The organism is Paenibacillus sp. FSL R5-0341, assembly GCF_037975235.1.
GTDB lineage: Bacteria > Bacillota > Bacilli > Paenibacillales > Paenibacillaceae > Paenibacillus > Paenibacillus amylolyticus_A.
This window is the reverse complement of the sequence record NZ_CP150241.1, coordinates 2,187,096-2,206,045: the sequence shown is the minus strand read 5'-3', so window position 1 is coordinate 2,206,045 and position 18,950 is coordinate 2,187,096. Positions and strand designations below refer to the sequence as shown.

Sequence of the window (18,950 nt, the reverse complement as noted above, 5' to 3'; positions counted from 1 at the left end):
CCAAAGGTATCCATACAGTCATTAATCTGCATCCGATACCTAATTCATGAAGGAGTGTGTATTCCCATGTATAAGCTGCTGACCGCTTCGGTGGCGTTGCTAATCAGCTTCCATTGCCTACCCATCCTGCCCCACCATGTTGCTCATGGAAAAGCAGCCTATCTTGATTTTGCCTTATCTCAAAGTTCAGCTCAGTCCACTCCGTCCCAGAACAGTCCATCCATGCTGCCGGTGACCGATGGAGATGCTTATCGTTCCAGCCATCATGCCTTTGCAGCCCCGGTTATCCTGCTTGACGTAGGCCATGGAGGAATTGACGGTGGTACGTCAGCCCAAGGTGTGCTGGAAAAAGATATTAACCTCGCCATTAGCCAAAAGGTGTATCTCCTGCTTCGCAGCAAAGGTTATGCCGTTATCATCAACCGACTTGGGGATTATGCACTTAGTGATGAGAACCGCTGGCTGAACAGCCGCTCCCGTCATACCAGAGATCTTGCCCAGCGTAAAAGTCTCAGCGAAGAAGTGAGTACAGACATCGTAGTCAGTATTCATGCGAACTGGAGTCCCAGATCATCTGCACACGGCCCGGTGGTACTGCACCAGAAGGAAGGTAGGAGCTACTTGCTAGCCCAATCCATTCAGAACGCCATGAACGAACTGTATCGGACTGGACATGGTGTCGTATGGGGAAAGCCCTTTTATTTATTGAATTACGTAAAGCAACCTGCCGTCATTGTCGAAACCGGATTTCTGAGTAATGCGGCAGATCGTGCCAGAATGAGTGATCCCGCTGAGCAAAAACGAATCGCCCAATCCATTGCCAACGGCATTATTTATTACCTGTCGGTAGTGTAGGAGCAGCATGCCAGTTCCACACTTCGCGTACCAGATCACCTATACCCACAAACTCAACCTGACCCTGGAGACGGGAAACGGAATCACGAACCACAGCAGATGTGTTTAACCCCGTTTGGCCCACATGACCAATGACAACACAAATATTCTTGTCAATTGCGCGCTGAACAGCCAAATCCATTTGCTTGCGAATGTGCTGCTTGGAGTTTTGATCATCCAGAAAAACGTCATTACCCACAGGTGGCATATTTTTGGAGATCGCAAGTTCCCCCACCACGGAGCGAAAATTCGTACGGCTGTCTACAAAAAAGAGGCCTCGCTCCTTGCATACATCAAGCACAATCGACATGATGCGTTTGTCGGAAGTGATTTTGGAACCCATATGATTGTTCATGCCAATGGCATGGGGTACATCATCAATCGCTTTCTCCACGCGTTCCCGTACTTCTTCATCGGTTAGATTGGATGTGATTGCACCCGGGCCCAGCCACTCAGGTCTTCCTTTCTTGGGTTCCATGGGCATGTGCACGATCACATCCATTCCCTTTTCATGCGCAGCGATCGCATCTTTCTTCGTTGTTGGCAAAAATGGCATCACCGCTACCGTCAGTTTGACTGGCATCGCCAGAATCTCTGCCGTTCCCTTCATATCGTTACCAACGTCATCAATAATGATCGCCAACCGTTTATGATTCGATGGTGAATCAGAAGCTGCGGCTGTAGACCCTCCTGCCGAAACACCGACGTAAATCATAATCAAAAATATCATGCAACTGGCCAAAAATCGATAATACTTTCTCTTTTCCTTCATCATGATTCCCTCCCCTTAGATCTGTGTTCTCATTGTTTGATAATGAAGGGAGTTATATGTAAGCCAAAGCCTTCCTTAAATATCGACATCCCCCCACTGGACAACTCCACTTTCGTATGAGCATCGCTTTTCCATTCAACCTTCTTCTTTTCAGACAAGAACCGTCATTGAATAAATCGATAATAGAAATAAATTAGAAAAAATACTGTAATTTGTCAGGTTTTCAGTTCAGGAATAATTTAGTAGAATCAACAATTGAAAGAAGCTAAAGTGCTTTATATTTTCCTATGATTTAAGGGAGGAGGTTTTGAAAGGGTTTACATAAATGAAATGCCAGACCATCAGCTATTTTACTATTTGCTATTTGAGGAGGATGAAAGTAGTGAAATTCAAATTAAAAAAGACGATTAACGTTTTATTGGCCTGCTTAACAGCTCTGCCCCTCATGCTTAGTCCTACACAAGTTTCGGCAGCAAGTGATGCCACCATTAATTTATCTTCTGAAAAACAACTCATTCGCGGTTTTGGTGGTATCAACCATCCGTCATGGATCGGTGACTTGACTGCCGCGCAACGAGAAACTGCTTTTGGCAATGATCAGAACCAGTTAGGCTTTTCTGTACTCAGAATCTACGTCGATCCAGACCGAAATAACTGGTCTCGTGAAGTCGCCACAGCCAAACGTGCTATTGAAAAGGGTGCTATCGTATTTGCATCCCCATGGAATCCTCCGAGCGACATGGTTGAAACCTTTAACCGCAATGGAGATACCAATGCCAAACGCCTAAAGTACGACAAGTATACTGCATATGCACAGCATCTTAATGACTTTGTAACCTACATGAAAAATAACGGCGTGGACCTGTATGCCATTTCGGTACAAAATGAGCCGGATTATGCACATGACTGGACTTGGTGGACACCTCAGGAAATCCTTCGTTTTATGAAAGAGAATGCAGGCTCCATTCAAGGTACAAAAGTGATGGCACCCGAGTCCTTCCAGTATCTCAAAAACATATCTGATCCGATTCTGAATGACCCGCAGGCGCTCGCTAATATGGACATTCTGGGGGCACACACGTACGGAACCCAGATCAAAGATTTCGCATATCCACTCTTCAAGCAAAAAGGAGCCGGTAAAGAACTATGGATGACTGAAGTCTATTATCCGAATAGCGATAGCAACTCCGCGGACCGCTGGCCTGAAGCGCTTGACGTGTCCTATCACATGCACAGCGCTATGGTCGAAGGTGATTTCCAAGCTTATGTATGGTGGTACATCCGCAGACAGTATGGTCCGATGAAAGAGGACGGAACGATTAGTAAACGCGGTTATAATATGGCTCACTTCTCCAAATTTGTACGTCCAGGCTATCTTAGAGTAGATGCAACCAAGAACCCGGATACGAACACATTCGTTTCTGCCTACAAAGGGGATAACAAGGTTGTTATTGTGGCAATCAACAGAAGCACTTCTGCAACGAGTCAGAAATTTGTTTTGCAAAATGGCAATGCTTCCACGGTATCCTCATGGGTAACCGATAGCAGTCGCAATCTGGCAAGCGGAGCACCAATTACGGTGTCCAATGCAACCTTTACTGCTCAACTCCCTGCTCAAAGTGTAACTACGTTTGTAGCTAATATTACGAGCAGCGGTGGGGGTAATACGGGGAATGGCACTACGTATGAAGCGGAGACAGGAACAACTCTCTCCGATGCTGCAATTGAGACGATCTATCCTGGATACACAGGCTCAGGGTATGTTAATTTCAATGCGTTGACGAACTCAGGCATTCAATGGAATAACATCAACAATACGATAAGCGGCACCAAGAACATAAAGTTTCGTTATGCGTTGGAAAGTGGCACCCGTAACCTTGATGTATTCGTGAATGGGACCAAAGTGATCAGCAATACCCCATTTACTGCAACGGGAAGCTGGTCTACCTGGGGTGAAAAAACAATTCAAGTACCCATGAACTCGGGAAGCAATACCATTAAAGTTGTAACGACCGGTACTGAAGGTCCGAATATCGATAGTATCCACGTGTCCGCTCAGTAACCTATTAGACGATTTTATGGTACAAAACAAAAAGGTTCCCCGAAGGCGTTAGCCTTACAAGAAACCTTTTTTCATTCTTATGATGCGGTCGAGAGGACTCGAACCTCCACGGGGGGTTAGCCCACACGGACCTGAACCGTGCGCGTCTGCCAATTCCGCCACGACCGCATATTGTATATCTTCGTGATATATCTTGGCGACAAGAAATAATATATCATGTACAATTTATCATGTCAACACTGAAAATAATAACAATAAAGCCCGAGCCAGACGTCCATGTCTGATTCGGGCTTTACTTATCGTTACTAGGGATTAACTTTGTGAAACCTTAGGCATGTTACGAGTTACAGCTTGGAAGGCCAGTTGCCATACCATGCGTAACCGCCTCTTCTTTCTTTATCAATATCACTTAGTTTATATTTAACTACCCCGTCACGACCAATAAAGATCGGTTTATCTGTCCCCACTTCATAGAAGCGAGCCCAGATCGGTGCAGCTTTGGAATCAGCAATAATTTTGCTGTCTCCGTTCGCTCTTTCATACTTGTAGCCCGTAATTTTGACTTTGTTAAACCAAGCTTCAGCTCCTTTAATGGATGCTGTAATTTTAGCGTTAGCAGGTCTGGTTTTCAGGAATTTAACAATCGTTACACTCTCTCCAGCCGTCAGTGATGGTACTTCATAGATTCTTGCGCTTGCCGGTTTAAGGGAACTGGAATCATGTTGTTGTCCCCATGCTGTCAGCTTACCGCCTGAAACGACCTGTGTATTCAGAATCGCATCTACACCTTTGGCAACTGAATTTTTACTGCGGTTAGCAAGTGTGCTGTCGATAAACGAGAAGTCACCTTTGCGCGTTGCTACTTCATCCAGCATGATCATTACATTAATCATTGCATCATCATTGTAAGTGATGTGTTTGTGATATCCCGAGCTTTGATAGACTTGTGGCCATCCGCCGTTTGAATACTGCATGTTGATCAAAAAGTTAATTCCTTTGATTGCAGCTGTGGAGTATCGCGGATCATTGGTCTTTTTGAATTCCTTCGCCAATCTTCTAATTTCTGAGTATGTAGCCTTGTTGTCGATGGTGGACTTCGCCCATTCTCCACTTGTTTGTTTGTAGTCTTTTCTCCAACCTCCATCTGGCAGCTGGTTCTTCAGAATATCAGATATACTTGCTGTTGTGCCTGAAGCATCAGCAGCTGATACCGTTGTTACAGGAAGAACCGCCATTCCAACTGCTGAGAAGACCATCGTACATGCCAGAATAAAAGTAACTATTTTTTTTGCTTTCAAAGATAACACTCTCCTATTTTGTTTTTATAAATCTCCCACTTCTACCTTACTTATAAAACTAGTCCCTTAACCTCCTTTATTTGAATTTATAACACAATAAAATCAATTTTCATCCAATATGTGGATTGGATAAGAAGATAATATGCAATAAATCGATTTTTGTCAATATATGCAACTTAATGAATATAATCTCTTTAATTGAACATTACGGAATAGTTCTTTTAACTCATGACAAACCTATTTATTTATCCAAAATCGTCTTAAGCGAATCAATAATGACGTTTTTGTCATGAATGATACCCAGACTTGATCCCTTCTTTCATATAAAAACCTTAATTCCGCTAACATTGAGGTATTACGAAGGGGTTTAAATGGGTTTGACAATTACGCATTTATGCAATATAGTTTCAAATAGTTACAAAAACTTAATTATTCATTGCCGAGTTTCATGTTTGAAAACGGGGGAACCATTTTGGGTGAATTATTCTTATACATAGGAAATATAGGGAACCTTCTACCGAACCCTTAGCTAACTCCGTAGGCATCGAAGGGAGAACATTGATTTTGAAAAAACTGATAATCTCCATTTTTGGAGCAGCTGTACTATTTACATCCGGGGCAACAAGCACAGAGGCAAGCAGTATCAACTCCGTAGTGAACAACATGACAGGTATACCTTACAAGTGGGGTGGCACGACTTTGGCCGGCTTCGACTGTTCCGGGTTTATGAGATATCTTTTCAACAAATACAGCATTGAATTGCCACGTACTTCGCAGCAGCAAGCCAAAGCAGGTACTCCGGTATCCAAAAGTAACATTCGCACAGGTGATCTGGTGTTCTTCAATACGATGGGCAAAGGCATTTCACATACAGGTGTATATATTGGCGGCGGACAATTTGCACATGCCTCCAGTAGTAAAGGTGTAAGTATTACGAAGTTATCGAATCCATACTTCAATGATCGTTATGTGACAGCACGTCGGGTAACTGGACAATTTATGTACGATAAAATGTTGGGCAAAATGTAATTCATACACAAAAAGGCATCGGTATATAACCTGATGCCTTTTTTGTAACCATTTTTTGTCTTCAACTGATTTCTTAAACATTGTAAAATGTTTTAGGAAATCAAAGGAGTGAGGAGAACAATTGAAAAAGTTATTGTTTGTTTTAAGTTTTGTTATTTTAGTAATAGGTAGTTTAGGATGCAGTAGTGAAACAGTTAAAGATTTCAGAGAAGTATCTTGGGGGAGTAAAATAAAAAAGGTCATTTCATCTGAAGAAAAAAACGAAAACACAAACTATGAAGAAAAAGTACATAATGATCATGAAAAAAGTATTAATTATTCCGATGTGGTGGTTCTGGGTAAGACTGCAGACGCAGAATACTCCTTTACTAATGAAGGAATATCAGAAAAAATAGAAGATAACAACCAATTGCGTGAGGAACTTGATAACGAAAATACGACGGACGCAAGAAAAGACGAGATACGAAAGACATTGGATAAGCAATTAGAGGACATGATGAAGCAAGCATATGAATATCCTTTGGACGATTACTTACTGATTGAAGCAAGTTACGATTTTGGTACTCTAACTAATCCGGAATCTGATGAAATTTTGGAAGAGCTTACGAACAAATATGGTAAACCAGAGCTCGAAAGCTATAATAACGCTTTTATTTATAAGTGGACCAGTGACCGATCCACCATTGAATATCGGACTAAATCGTCAGTAATAAATTATAAGGCACGCTATTCCGTAATGGAAAAATTTGCTGACGTAGACAAATACAATAAAACACTTAACAGTAAAACAAGTAAAGATGAACTTTAAATAAAACATGGTCATACTCCTGTGCTAACAGGGTATGACCATGTTTTATTTTTTCATATATTTCCTAAGTTTAATGCAACGCCTTCTGCACTCGCATCGCACCCTGAGACAGGGCATGTCCGCCTCCTACAGCTCCGGCAACGGCAACGGTCTCCATGATCTCCTGATCAGTTGCACCCTTGGCACGAGCTTCTTCTACATGGTAAAAGGTACATACCTCATTGTTGGCGAACAGTCCTATTCCGAGGGCAATTAGCTGTTTTGTCTTCGCATCAATCACGCCAGGCTGAAAGCATTCTCCAGTAAACTCATGATACGACTTCACCACTCCTGGCAGCACATCGCTTAATGCTCCAATCTGATCCTTGTAGGCATGAACTTTATCATTCATCAATGTCATGTCTTGTAGCACACCCTCTCAGCTATAGTTACAGATCGTTTCCACTGTACCTATTTTCTCTCCCGAGTGAGCCAATTATGCCAAGAAATCATGGTAATTCCAAACATATAAATGCTCATGGCTTTGCCACAATCATAAGCGATTGCTACTCACCAAGTGGACTCTGGCGCGGTTCGCTGAACAGCTGATATCGGTAACTGCGATCTAGCTTGACGACACGTCTATTTTGCCGCCGGATCAATACCTGCTCGCCATCCCAGGCAACGACAATCCCGGTTACATCGTTTGACTCCAGCTCGTCCCGTACTACTCTTACTTTCTCACCTGACAGACGCAGGGCGTCCAATTCTGTATCACTGATCATGTTCTTGGCTCCTATATTCCAAATTTATTTACAAAAAGAGACCTAAATGAAATGTCATTTAGGTCTCACGTGACTGTATTGGACTGTCATGTCATTCGAAATTATGTCCCGACTGAAAGTTACCGCTGCGCGTGCTCTTTGCTGTCGTTCTTCTCGAACCAAAAATCAAGCACTTTGGCGGACATCACACGTTCTTCAAGGTACTCCACTTGATGCGGTGTAAATTGTTCTTTCCAAGAGAAGGACAACTCTTCGCACAAGCCTACAATCGTCAGTAATTCTGACCAGGCAACATAGCGTTTGTACCAGAAAAATTGAGGATGTTCAATCATATAGGGATAAAGGTCATCGAATTCCGTATGTTTACAATCCAGGGCACGTTCAAAATGAACTTTCGATTCCGCCAGCTTATCAATAAAAAATTGTTCTGTTGCCGGTTGGTTCCCCATGGTGTTGCCTCCTCTCCCTAACATAACCCCATTATAAATGAAATCTGCGGTCATGCAAAGGCATAGTTCAAAAAATAGGCCCTATTCCTTTAAAATGTCACATTTCGTTATCGTCAAATTGTACCGTTCCATCGTTCAGAGAACGAATACGTACCAAGGCTTCCACCGGAATACCCTGTTCACGAATCGTGCGTGCCCCTGCCTGAAAACTTTTCTCGACCACAACGCCGAATCCGACGAGTTCCGCACCGGAACGCTCAATAATTTTGATGACTCCACGAGCAGCATCCCCATTGGCGATGATATCATCAATGAACAGAATACGGTCATTCTCATGAATGAACTCGCGGGATACCATAATGTCTGTTACAATTCCTTTGGTAAAGGACGGTACACGTTCACAGTAGGCATCAGGATCAGCCAGAAGCGTTTTTTTGCGACGGGCGAATACTAGCGGTACCCCAAGTTCATGAGCTGCGGCAAAAGCAACCGGAATGCCTGAGGATTCTACCGTAATGACCCGAGTTACTCCACTTTCACGAAACCGGGCAGCAAACTCCCGTCCCATCTCCATCGTTAATGCAGGATCAATCTGGTGGTTCAATAGACCATCCAGCTTCAATACCTGATCCGAGATGACAACACCTTCTTGTAAAATTCGTTGTTTCAATACTTCCATGATTTGACCTCCCAAGCCTATCCTATGAGGTAAAAGTATCATATATCTGTCTATAAGTTCAAGCGAAATTGCCCGAGGGCTGTCCTTAAGCTGCATTTCAAGCCAGAGCTTGCTATCGATTGTCATGTCTTTCGTGGGTCAAGCATACCTTGTACCATGGTACCCGCATGTCCAAACTATACAGGGGCCTGAGAGGGGAAAGACATGAAACAGGCATTTCGGGTGCTGCAGATCGCATTTACATACATCGGAACGGTTGTCGGAGCCGGCTTCGCCACAGGGCAGGAAATCCTGCAGTTTTTTACCCAGTATGGCAAATGGGCCACCATCACCATAGGCTTATCCACCATGCTCTTTGTCTGGTTAGGTACCAAAATGATGCTCATTGCTCACGATACCGGTTCCCGCTCTTATGAGGATCTGAACAAACATTTATTCGGCCACAAGGCAGGCAAATGGATTACCTGGGTGACCCTTCTCATTCTCATTGGCGTGAACAGTGTCATGCTTGCAGGAGCAGGTTCCGTTTTTGTCGAACATCTGGGTTTACATTATCAGACGGGTCTGATTGTCACACTTGTAGGGACTTATCTGCTTCTTGGTCGGGGCATTCAGGCCATCCTTCAAATGAATAGCATCGTCGTTCCCATGATGCTCCTGTTATCCCTGCTCATGATTACCAGCACCATTCATCATCCAGGTGCCTCCCGATTCATCACACTGACGACAGACTCAAACCCCTTTCAGGTGTGGCTGTCTCCACTTCTGTACACTTCGTTCAATCTGGTGTTGGCTCAAGCCGTCCTTGTGCCTGTGGGTAACCAAATCCGCAGTCGGAGTGTGTTGAAGTGGGGCGGCGTACTGGGAGGCATTGGCGTAGGCTTCATGCTGATGGCAGCTCACTTTGCCATGTCAGCACAGATGCCCGGCATCATCCAATTCGAGATCCCGATGGGTAGCATTGCTTTTCAACTTGGATGGGCAGTGCAATCCGTATATGTATCTCTTATTTTCATGGAAATATTCAGTACTTTTGTAGCTGATATCTACGGAATGACCTTGCAACTCAGACAACATATACGCGTGCATCCCCGTTTCATTACATTAACCATTATGCTGCTGTGTTACTCACTCAGCCAGTTTGGATTCAGTTCTCTGCTATCCATCCTGTACCCCATCTTCGGAAGTATGGCACTAATCTGGGCTGCCAAATTGGTGCTGAACCGCTGGGGCACCTTTCGTGGACGCAACAATACATAACATCACGGTTATGTATTTCATGAATATGAGCATCATTTGGTTCATGACCACAAGTTATCGCGCGTAGTCTTTCCTGAGAAATGACAAAAAAGCCGCTGTATAGCACAGCGGCTTGCACTTGTTACTCTCCGTTTTAGGCTTGGCTAGGGAACTGGAGGTACATCTTTTTCAGCTCATTCACCGATCTGCCAAGCGAGTAATGTGTTTTGGCTTTTTCACATGCCGAACGGGCAAGTTCATAACGGTAAGCCGGGTCCAACATCACCTTTTCAAGCGCTTCAGCCAGTGCAGAAGGATCTTCTGCCGGTACAAGCAACCCATTGCTACCGTTCTCGATCTGTTCCGGTATACCACCTACATCCGTACCCACAAGGGCAAGACAACTCAGCGCCGCTTCAGCAAAGACGGAACCAAATGCTTCTGCCCGTGAAGGAAGTACAAAAATATCAAAGAATGGCATGAATTCCTCAGGATGCAGTGTATAACCATAGAAGATGGTTTCATTATAGATTCCTAACCGCTGCGCCAATTCTTCCAGATCAGGACGAATCGGTCCGTCTCCAATAATGTGTAACACATAATCATGACCTCGACCCTTCAGTTCCGCACAGGCTTTGAAAAGAATATCCAGTCCTTTCGCCGGAACAAGCCGACATACCGTCACTAGCTGTGGTATGGCATTATCATGGGGAATCGGCTTAAACCGCTTCTCATCGAATCCATTGGGGATCACACCGATGACATCCGGTTCCTTCACGTAGGGGGCCAAATAACGACGGAACGAATCCGACACCGTCAAGAGGCGCTCTGCCTGGTGCTCCAACTCCCCATATATCGCAAGCAGGAATCGATGCTCTGGTCCATCCGGTTCAATGCGTCCATTAAGAATTAATTCTCGTTCATAACTGGAGTGAATCGTCTGAATGAGGGGGGTATCCGGGAAAACCGTTTTCATCGCGAGTCCTGCAATTGGGTGGTGGGCATGGATCAGATCATAGGGCTTCTGAATGCGCAGTTTGGTCCACCATAGATAATCACGATAGGTTTGAATATATTTCTGGACAACAGGACTATCCTGATATTCGGTCCAATCAAACGTTTGGAATTGAACTTCCTCTCTGCCCTTGTTGCGAATTCGCTTGGGCAACGAGAACAGATCCATTTCCCACCTCGGGGTTGTAAACCTCTCCTGCATATACGGAATCATAGAGGATACACCTCCGGGCTGCTCCGGAGGAAAGAAAAGCGCCTGCAGCAATTTCACCGTTAGTTTCCCCCTTTCTTGCTTACGTTCTCTCAATGCATCTACATCCATGATATATCAGAACATATGTTCAGTAAAGATCTAAAATGAGAATCTCTCTCAATTAACCTATCCTTTGTCCAATGTACATCCCTTTATTTTGTCTAAGTACTGCTCTATTGTCCATTATGACATAGGGAAGCCGGAACTTCCAAGTCGTATATACAACATATTCACGAACTGTGCCCCTCAGAAGCAAAAGCCGCAATCCCTTCGTCAATCTCAGGGTTGACTGTAACGTAATCATCGGATAGCCATACCCAGCATTTTAGTTCAGCAACTCTACCGGCTTCTCATATGTGCTAAAACCATCGGTCTCCCCTAAAAAAGTATAACCGTTCCGCGCATAAAAGGCGTTCAACGTCGTGTTGCTCGCTCCGCAGTCCAAGCGGACCGTATGTTTACCTTCAAACTGTATGCCGCTACTGGACCATTGCAATATCGATCGTCCCAGACCGCCCTGAGCATATTTTCTTCGAATCGCCAGCCGATGCAGATAGATTGCACCATCCTCAGCGTGAGCTTTTGAACCCCAGAGATGAACATCCCACGGGCTGGGCTGAACCATGAGAATGACCATGCCCGCTACGTCCGCACCTTTTTTGAAAACAAACACGTCCCCACGTCGAATTGCCCCTGCCGTATCATGTGAATCTTCTCCTTTAAGCAAGCCGTTCCACTGAGAAGAGCCTTGACTCTGTAGCCATTCGGCTGTCTCCACCAGCAGTGAGATCACATCCTCCGTATCCTCAGGCTTCGCCTGAACGGCTTGAAAACCATCGTTAATATATTCGCTACTAATCCTGAATGAGTGCATGATTGTCCTCCTCCACTTCCTGATCTCTATTAAACTAATGGTACTATACCGGGAAATGAATTTTTCGTCAAAATGAAAACAAAAAAAGGTAAAAGGCGACTGCCTTTTACCCATCTATTCTGGCTTCATCAATAATCTGATTTCGATATAACATCGTAAGGTGCAGCGTATCAAACTCCATTTCCTTGTCCAACTCCTGCATCAGCACTTCGACCAGGCTCTTTCGCTGTATGCTCGTTCCAGGAACCTCATAATCGATGTATCCCGTCAGATCGGATTGAGAAGTGTCTATGGTTGCTGTTCCCACAGGCAATCCACCACGCTCCTGAAGAAACAGCTCATATACACGGAACTCCCGATCCTTACGTTTCAGCATGACATAACTTGCTTCTTCGGCAGCCTCCAACTCATCCAGATCCGATTCATTCGTATCCTCAAACTCCTCGGAGAAATCGCGATGTATCCACTCTAACGCCTCGAGTTCGTTGCCCTGATGCCACATGCGGATCGTTATCGTATCAATGATATCCTCATCCAGCTCTCTGACCAGCAACTCTGCCGCGGCTTCCAATTGATTTTCTTCAGGCTCGTCATACCAGTGTATTTCACCTTGCGCATCGGCGCCATATTGTTTTAAGGAAGCTTCCGCAAGTTCCTGCCCATCAGCATCATTGAAAATATACGTTGATATGCTGCGTCCGGCACTTACCATTTCCATCTCCAGAACATGATCCCGATCTTCATATGTAAACGATTCGGCTTGTGAACCAGGGATTACCTTAACATCACTGCTGTCTATATCGTCATAACGTTCCTCGTCATGAACCATGTCTTCGGACGACCATGCGGTCTCTGACTCAGGCTTGTGCAGAACCGAGTGTAGCGAGCCACAACTGACCAACACTTCATAATATGCAGCTTCCAACGCATCCGCAAGAGAACGGACATAGGCATGCACTTTCTCCACGATACGTTGTTCTGTATCATCTGGCAGAGACTCCTGCTCGATCTGAAGACTACCAGATAAGCGATCTCCTTCTCTATATACAATGAACAGTGAGCCTGCATATTGACCATTGACCATCACATCTTGTACTTCTCCACCTGATGTACGCAGGTCAGTAACCAATTCCACATCATGTTTCATCACCTGTCCTCCTCCATTCCTAACGTTATTCTCTTAGGATGCCCCTGAGGACGGTAGATTATGAGGGAGGTATGCATTTCAAATTTAAGATGTAAAGTTAGACGGATAACACATATTTTTGGATCGCGTGTGCCACACCCTGCTCGTTATTGGAGAGTGTCACCTCATCGGCAGCAGCTTTCACCTCATCCGGTGAGTTATCCATGGCAATGCCTTTACCAGCAAAGGTCAACATCGTAATGTCATTGAAATAGTTGCCAATCGCCATGATCTCCGAAGGCAAGATTCCTTTGGATTCGGCAAGCCGTTTGAGCGCAGCGCCTTTGGACGCTTCGGGATGCATCAGATCAATAAAAAAGTCACCACTCCGTGTCATATAATAAGGCAGATTCCAAGTAGACCACTCCTGCAGTACTGCATCCATCTGTTCAATCGGACCAAATGCAGTGAATTTGGCCAGTGGCTCTGTCATGTCAACCCACTTGGGTAGCTTCAGTGGCTCCGCCAAAAAGTTGTAGTACATCTCACGCACCTGCAAACCCAAACCCTCCGGTTGATCCACATACAGACCAAAAGCCGTATTGATATCAAAATGCACGCCATTAGTCCGGCAGTAATCGATGATCGGTTCCAGTCCTTGTCCATCTAATGCAAAATGATGAACCACCTCTCGTGTATCCACTTGTGCCGTTACGGCACCATTATGTGTAATCACATATCCATCCAGTCCCATCTGCTCCATAAAAGGAATCGTGTTCGCAGGACCTCTGCCTGAACACAGAACGATCTCTGCTCCCTGACGGGAAGCACGAATCAAGGTCTCCTGAGTCCATTCGGTAAGTTCATGATGATCATTCAGCAGTGTTCCATCTACATCAAGTGCAATTAATTTATAGGTCATTTCAGCTTCATCCTCATCTCTGTAGTAATCGCACCAACAAAATCCTTACTTCCGAAGTAGGTTCAACTCATCTACGGTTAGTTCACGATAACTTCCGATCGCAAGATCGGAAGCCAATTCAAGCTCACCCATGGCTACGCGTTTCAGATAGATCACTCGTTTGCCTACCGCCTGAAACATACGTTTTACCTGGTGAAATTTCCCTTCGTGAATAATAAGCGAGATCGACGAGATCGTGCCTTCTTCCGTTTCTTCCTGACCAAGTATAGTCAGTTCAGCAGGCAGCGTCTCATACCCGTCATCCAGCTGTACACCATCTTTGAAACGTTGTACATCGTCTTCATCCACGTTTCCCAGAACACGGGCTTCATAGGTTTTCGGCACATGCTTGCGTGGAGATAACAGATCATGGGCAAGTGGACCATCATTCGTGAGAATGAGCAGTCCCTCTGTATCCTTATCCAGTCGTCCCACAGGAAACGGATTAAAGACCCGGTCTTCTTTCCGCAACAGATCCAGCACCGTCTTATCTCTGTTATCCTCGGTAGCAGACACGACACCTGGAGGTTTATGCAGCATCAGATAGATCATCTCCCGATACACAATCCGCTCTCCATCAGCCTCGATCACGTTGACCTCTGGATTCACCTGTACGCCGCTGTCTTTCACTGCTTTGCCGTCCACATGGATTCTGCCTTGCTTCACCATCTTTTTGAGTTCACTCCGTGTTCCCACACCCATATGACTTAATATTTTGTCCAGACGCAGCGTTTGTTTGCCTTTTCCACTCATACCGATGTCCACCTCCAGCCTGCCGGATATTCATTCTTCAGCACACCATCCAGCCATTTTCCCCAGCCAGCAGCATAACTATCTACACATACAAGAACGTACCCTTTGGCAACTGTGTCCGCCTTGAGCACCACTCGTTCTTCTTCAATATTCAACGTTTCACCCTTGAGGTACCTCACGGCTTCGCCATCAGCGGATGACAGATTCACGCTTCGCCGCGCCTCAGATGCATTCAAAGCACACGCAAGCGGGTGGGACGGAACAAATCGTCCATTCTTGATCGTACCCACAAACCAGCCTGGACGAATGACTTTCAGTTCCTCCAACCGAGCTGCACCAACCGATGATTGATATACCCGGTCTCCGTAACATACCGTTTCTCCGTCTAATTCAACCTCCAGTTGTTCTTTCATAAACTGAGTGTAGATCGCAACCGGATCAATACTTGCCGCATCAACTCCGCGTCCCTGACCCCGTTCCGATTTACGTCCACCGTAATCTTTACCTTTTTTGCCCTGTCTACCCGAATTCTTGCCGCCACCAATCTGTCGATCATGGGACTCTCTGGATTCGATTCGCAACAAACGTTCCTTTTTACGATCAGCCTTGGTCATAGCAATTGAAGAAGCAGCAATAGAGTGATCCTTGTTCCCCTTTACTTCAATCCTGGACACATCCACGACCTGTCCATACTCCATTGCTCCTTCTTTAACTACTCCAGATTGATCTGTTTCCAATCCTTGCCCTGCACGATGCTGTAATACAGCGACATAATGCCCTTCTCCTTCCAAAAGGTGAGGCCACAATCTTGCGGTGCCACGCGTTTGATCCAGTACAACTTCCGTCTCTTCAGCCTTCTCTGGCATCATCTGACGTACCCATTCCGGACGTCCTGGAGCGAATCCGTTCTCTTCAGGAATGTCTTTGACAACGAAATCATGGTTTACATTCAAGAACTCCGCAATCATTGCTTCATTTTCCTCCGGCGCAAAGGTACATGTCGAGTACACGATTGTGCCTCCCGGAGCCAGCAATCGTGCCGCAATCTCCAAAATATCCCGCTGCATGAGCACACATTTTTCCACCGAATGATGTTCCCACGATTTCACCATGTCCTCATCTTTGCGGAACATGCCTTCACCTGAACAAGGCGCATCAATTAATACTTTGTCAAAATAATGAGGAAATGCATTTGCGATCCGCTCGGGCGACTCATTCAACACAACGGCGTTCCGCACCCCGTACAATTCCACATTCTTGGCCAGCGCTTTCGTGCGTTCGGCATGGATATCGTTCGTGACAAGCACGCCCTTGCCTTGCAGCTTTGCTGCGATCTGTGTCGTTTTCCCACCCGGAGCAGCGCAGAGATCAAGCACGCGATCCCCAGGTTCCACTTGCAATAATTCAACTGGAGCCATAGCACTTGGTTCCTGTATATAATAAAGGCCTGCATGATAATAAGGGTGTAGACCTGGTTTAACACCATGAGGTACATAGAACCCTGTCTCACACCACGGAATAGATCTTAGATCAAATGGAGCAATCTCATCGAATTGTTCCATCGATATCTTCAGCGTATTCACTCTCAGCCCCGCATGTGGAGACTGCTCATAAGATTTCATAAATTGTTCAAACTCATCGCCAAGCAAACTTTTCATTCGCTCGGCAAATATTGAAGGTAGCTTTACACCCATATTCCCACTCATCCTGTCTTGGTAAGATTGCATTATCGCTTTATTTTATCATATCCAAGCTTTGCTTTCCTATCATATCGTATCTATTCCACTACAGCGTGTAATGTAGTATAATGGCAAGTAGATTGATTCCTGAGCAAAAATTCGGGTGTTTATGCATATTATCCCAACCTCTATTTTTGCCAAAACTATATTTCGATATGATCGATGGGGGATGTCCAATGAAGTCCAAGAAGAAAAAGAAAAGTGCTGCGATCCTGATTTTCCTGGGTATTTTAATTATTATGATTGCAGCATTGGTTGTTGTAGACCAGCAATCCAAGAAACAGATGGATTCGGTGGAAAATGCTTATGGCATCGCTGCTTCCAAGCTCAATCCTGCTACTCGGGAGCTACTTAGTGATCCGAACTATCAACAAATTATTGTACCCACTGATCTCAAAGCCAAAATTGATAACAAAGATAGCTTCTTTGTGTATTTCTTCGCTTCCGACTGCTCGCACTGCCGTGCCACAACACCTCAGTTGATGCCACTAGTTGACAGTGAAGGTATCGAACTTCCGCAGTTTAATCTGCGCGAATTCGAAGCGGGATGGACTGATTACAACATCGAATTCACACCTACACTCGTGTATTACGAGGCTGGTGTCGAGAAGGATCGTATGGTTGGCGGACTGCAAGAGAATGGCAGTGACCAAGGCTATACGCTGGATGATTACAAACAATTCTTCCAAAAATATAAAGGCAGTGCCACTCCTTCCGCAAGCTAACGGATAAAAATATGACGCAACATTCAAAAACACCCCGACCTTTTCCTTTACAGGAATCGTCGGGGTGTTTCATATACATGGAATTTCACATCCATGGAATGCTCATTTGAATGCTAACGCTGATTACGGCTTAACTTTTACCCTGACCCATCGCCTTCATCTTCTCTTCGTATATTCGCCCTCTAGTAGGACTCCGGCGCTGAGGAATATTAGGCTTCAGCTCAAGCGATCTTGCATGTATCTCCTGTTCCAGTGCCTCATCAACAATACGTATGGACAAATCCCTATAAGTCACAGACTGAGCGTCGGGCTCAGACAGTTGCTTCACGATTCCCTTTACTTCCTGTACCAAAACCCCAAGCTCAATGCCCAGAGTCGTATCAGGATAAGGTTCCAAAAGATCAACTGAACTCTGTAACATCATGATGCCTCCGCGGAGATTGCCATTCCTGAAATGGTACAGACCAACAGCAATTTGCAACAATCCCTTATAGAGAGAATCCCGATTCCGCTCAAGCCACAATTCTTCCAGCACCTCATGGCACTCGAAATAATCCTGATCCCGATTGAAGTAGATTAAGTAGTCAATGTATAGTGGCTCATAGTTGCTCATCCGGATTTTCGCCCTTTCTGGCGTTGTTCAGAAGTTCTTTCACATCATCCAGCAAGTCTTTGAGCCCTTCCATGTCATGTCGTTCCCAGTAATCGTTAAAACGCTTCTGTGCCTCAATCGCTTCACTGACAAGGTGATAGAAATACAGTTGATGAATGATATTCAATGTTCTTGATACGATATTGGAATCATCCTCAAAGGCCTTCTGTGCCTCCAGAATCTGTAGACGAATCGCAGACATCTCATTATCCAGTACAAAAGCGGCCTCAGCCGTTTTTTTCAGCCTGGCACGCATGTCATCCGGCAAGCTTTCCCGAAACTTATAACTTAGAGAATGTTCAATGGTAGCCCAGAAGTTCATGGCAAGCGTCCGGATCTGAATCTCGGCCAATACGATCTTTTGTCCCAGAGCCGTCTGAACGGGATATTCAATAATCATATGGAAGCTGCGATAGCCGCTCTCTTTGAAATTCGTAATATAATCTTTCTCAATTAACACCGTGAGATCCTTACGGCCTCGAATATACTCGGCAACCCGACGGATATCATCTACGAACTGGCACATAATGCGGATACCTGCAATATCCTCAATGCCTGTTTCCACGTCATCAAGCGACACATTCAGTCGTCTGGATTTCTCCAGAATACTGGATATTTTTTTGACACGACCGGTAACGAATTCAATCGGGGCATACTCTTCCCGTTTCTTCAGCTCCGCTCGCATTGTCTTAAACTTGACTTTCAATTCCTCTACCGCTTGTTCATAAGGAAGTAAAAATGTACCCCAGTCTCTACCGTCCATGCTTATGCCTCCTGTCTCTATAGCATCCCCTGTTCTATTCCATTATACATGATGTTTGGTGGGGGGAAGAGTCCCGAACCATTTTACGCTCTTCCA

Annotated in this window: 20 protein-coding genes, 1 tRNA gene and 1 riboswitch; of the genes, 6 read left to right on the top strand and 15 right to left on the bottom strand. The window is 45.1% G+C overall.

Features of this window, described 5'->3' with window-relative positions:
• Positions 1 to 66 precede the first annotated feature (66 nt).
• Positions 67 to 855 (top strand): N-acetylmuramoyl-L-alanine amidase, encoded by a 789-nt coding sequence (locus MKX75_RS10135; protein WP_062833674.1) that lies wholly within the window; start codon positions 67 to 69, stop codon positions 853 to 855.
• Here MKX75_RS10135 and MKX75_RS10130 read toward each other — a convergent pair.
• Positions 830 to 1,624 carry a divergent polysaccharide deacetylase family protein gene (locus tag MKX75_RS10130; RefSeq protein WP_339169484.1) on the bottom strand — a complete coding sequence of 265 codons (795 nt, stop codon included), beginning with the start codon at positions 1,622 to 1,624 and terminating at the stop codon, positions 830 to 832. The genes MKX75_RS10135 and MKX75_RS10130 overlap by 26 nt on opposite strands.
• 424 nt (positions 1,625 to 2,048) lie before the next feature.
• Here MKX75_RS10130 and MKX75_RS10125 point away from each other — a divergent pair, with 424 nt between their 5' ends.
• Complete coding sequence (locus MKX75_RS10125; protein ID WP_139331828.1) at positions 2,049 to 3,728, top strand: carbohydrate-binding protein; 1,680 nt, start codon at positions 2,049 to 2,051, stop codon at positions 3,726 to 3,728.
• A gap of 83 nt (positions 3,729 to 3,811) precedes the next feature.
• Here the strand turns inward: MKX75_RS10125 and MKX75_RS10120 are convergent.
• Both MKX75_RS10120 and pelA read right to left on the bottom strand, forming a co-directional pair.
• Positions 3,812 to 3,896 (bottom strand) — tRNA-Leu (locus MKX75_RS10120).
• Positions 3,897 to 4,072: 176 nt separating this feature from the next.
• Positions 4,073 to 5,035, bottom strand: a complete 963-nt coding sequence (pelA, locus tag MKX75_RS10115; RefSeq protein ID WP_062833671.1) for a pectate lyase — start codon at positions 5,033 to 5,035, stop codon at positions 4,073 to 4,075.
• A 418-nt stretch (positions 5,036 to 5,453) separates the two neighbouring features.
• A riboswitch (cyclic di-AMP (ydaO/yuaA leader) is annotated at positions 5,454 to 5,585 on the top strand.
• 5 nt (positions 5,586 to 5,590) lie between these two features.
• Between pelA and MKX75_RS10110 the strand changes: the two genes are divergently transcribed.
• Positions 5,591 to 6,055: a C40 family peptidase gene (locus MKX75_RS10110; RefSeq protein ID WP_062833670.1), complete on the top strand. Its 465-nt coding sequence runs from the start codon at positions 5,591 to 5,593 to the stop codon at positions 6,053 to 6,055.
• Positions 6,056 to 6,176: 121 nt separating this feature from the next.
• On the top strand, positions 6,177 to 6,863 hold the full coding sequence (locus MKX75_RS10105; protein WP_339169482.1) for a hypothetical protein: 687 nt from the start codon (positions 6,177 to 6,179) through the stop codon (positions 6,861 to 6,863).
• Between the two features lie 70 nt (positions 6,864 to 6,933).
• Here the strand turns inward: MKX75_RS10105 and MKX75_RS10100 are convergent, their stop codons facing one another.
• The 4 genes from MKX75_RS10100 to MKX75_RS10085 all read right to left on the bottom strand — a co-directional run bounded on the left by MKX75_RS10100 (position 6,934) and on the right by MKX75_RS10085 (position 8,755).
• Complete coding sequence (locus MKX75_RS10100; RefSeq protein WP_017689352.1) at positions 6,934 to 7,263, bottom strand: carboxymuconolactone decarboxylase family protein; 330 nt, start codon at positions 7,261 to 7,263, stop codon at positions 6,934 to 6,936.
• A gap of 145 nt (positions 7,264 to 7,408) precedes the next feature.
• On the bottom strand, positions 7,409 to 7,627 hold the full coding sequence (locus MKX75_RS10095) for a hypothetical protein (RefSeq protein ID WP_062833668.1): 219 nt from the start codon (positions 7,625 to 7,627) through the stop codon (positions 7,409 to 7,411).
• A 119-nt stretch (positions 7,628 to 7,746) separates the two neighbouring features.
• Positions 7,747 to 8,076, bottom strand: a complete 330-nt coding sequence (locus MKX75_RS10090; protein ID WP_024629266.1) for a hypothetical protein — start codon at positions 8,074 to 8,076, stop codon at positions 7,747 to 7,749.
• Positions 8,077 to 8,173: 97 nt separating this feature from the next.
• Positions 8,174 to 8,755, bottom strand: coding sequence for a xanthine phosphoribosyltransferase (locus MKX75_RS10085; protein WP_062833667.1), 582 nt, complete (start codon positions 8,753 to 8,755; stop codon positions 8,174 to 8,176).
• A gap of 204 nt (positions 8,756 to 8,959) precedes the next feature.
• Between MKX75_RS10085 and MKX75_RS10080 the strand changes: the two genes are divergently transcribed.
• Positions 8,960 to 10,015, top strand: a complete 1,056-nt coding sequence (locus tag MKX75_RS10080) for a hypothetical protein (protein ID WP_339169481.1) — start codon at positions 8,960 to 8,962, stop codon at positions 10,013 to 10,015.
• Positions 10,016 to 10,148: 133 nt separating this feature from the next.
• Here the strand turns inward: MKX75_RS10080 and MKX75_RS10075 are convergent, their stop codons facing one another.
• From MKX75_RS10075 to MKX75_RS10050, 6 genes are all read right to left on the bottom strand, one after another.
• The gene (locus MKX75_RS10075) at positions 10,149 to 11,279 is read right to left on the bottom strand and encodes a glycosyltransferase family 4 protein (RefSeq protein WP_062833665.1); all 1,131 of its coding nucleotides are present in this window, start codon (positions 11,277 to 11,279) and stop codon (positions 10,149 to 10,151) included.
• A gap of 307 nt (positions 11,280 to 11,586) precedes the next feature.
• Positions 11,587 to 12,135: a GNAT family N-acetyltransferase gene (locus tag MKX75_RS10070; RefSeq protein ID WP_339169479.1), complete on the bottom strand. Its 549-nt coding sequence runs from the start codon at positions 12,133 to 12,135 to the stop codon at positions 11,587 to 11,589.
• 106 nt (positions 12,136 to 12,241) lie between these two features.
• Positions 12,242 to 13,282: a hypothetical protein gene (locus MKX75_RS10065; protein WP_339169477.1), complete on the bottom strand. Its 1,041-nt coding sequence runs from the start codon at positions 13,280 to 13,282 to the stop codon at positions 12,242 to 12,244.
• A gap of 97 nt (positions 13,283 to 13,379) precedes the next feature.
• Positions 13,380 to 14,183 (bottom strand): Cof-type HAD-IIB family hydrolase, encoded by an 804-nt coding sequence (locus tag MKX75_RS10060; protein WP_062833662.1) that lies wholly within the window; start codon positions 14,181 to 14,183, stop codon positions 13,380 to 13,382.
• 45 nt (positions 14,184 to 14,228) lie between these two features.
• Positions 14,229 to 14,975: a pseudouridine synthase gene (locus MKX75_RS10055; protein WP_339169475.1), complete on the bottom strand. Its 747-nt coding sequence runs from the start codon at positions 14,973 to 14,975 to the stop codon at positions 14,229 to 14,231.
• Positions 14,972 to 16,669, bottom strand: coding sequence for an RsmB/NOP family class I SAM-dependent RNA methyltransferase (locus MKX75_RS10050; protein WP_339169473.1), 1,698 nt, complete (start codon positions 16,667 to 16,669; stop codon positions 14,972 to 14,974). Before MKX75_RS10050 ends, MKX75_RS10055 begins: the two co-directional genes overlap by 4 nt.
• Before the next feature lie 221 nt (positions 16,670 to 16,890).
• On the opposite strand from MKX75_RS10050, the gene MKX75_RS10045 reads away from it, so the two are divergent.
• The gene (locus tag MKX75_RS10045) at positions 16,891 to 17,439 is read left to right on the top strand and encodes a thioredoxin family protein (protein ID WP_036670155.1); all 549 of its coding nucleotides are present in this window, start codon (positions 16,891 to 16,893) and stop codon (positions 17,437 to 17,439) included.
• Between the two features lie 130 nt (positions 17,440 to 17,569).
• On the opposite strand, the gene MKX75_RS10040 is transcribed toward MKX75_RS10045, so the two are convergent.
• Positions 17,570 to 18,052 carry a DUF309 domain-containing protein gene (locus tag MKX75_RS10040; RefSeq protein ID WP_076330484.1) on the bottom strand — a complete coding sequence of 161 codons (483 nt, stop codon included), beginning with the start codon at positions 18,050 to 18,052 and terminating at the stop codon, positions 17,570 to 17,572.
• Positions 18,039 to 18,854 carry a GTP pyrophosphokinase family protein gene (locus MKX75_RS10035; RefSeq protein WP_062833658.1) on the bottom strand — a complete coding sequence of 272 codons (816 nt, stop codon included), beginning with the start codon at positions 18,852 to 18,854 and terminating at the stop codon, positions 18,039 to 18,041. The genes MKX75_RS10040 and MKX75_RS10035 overlap by 14 nt, the downstream gene beginning before the upstream one ends.
• Positions 18,855 to 18,950 lie beyond the last annotated feature (96 nt).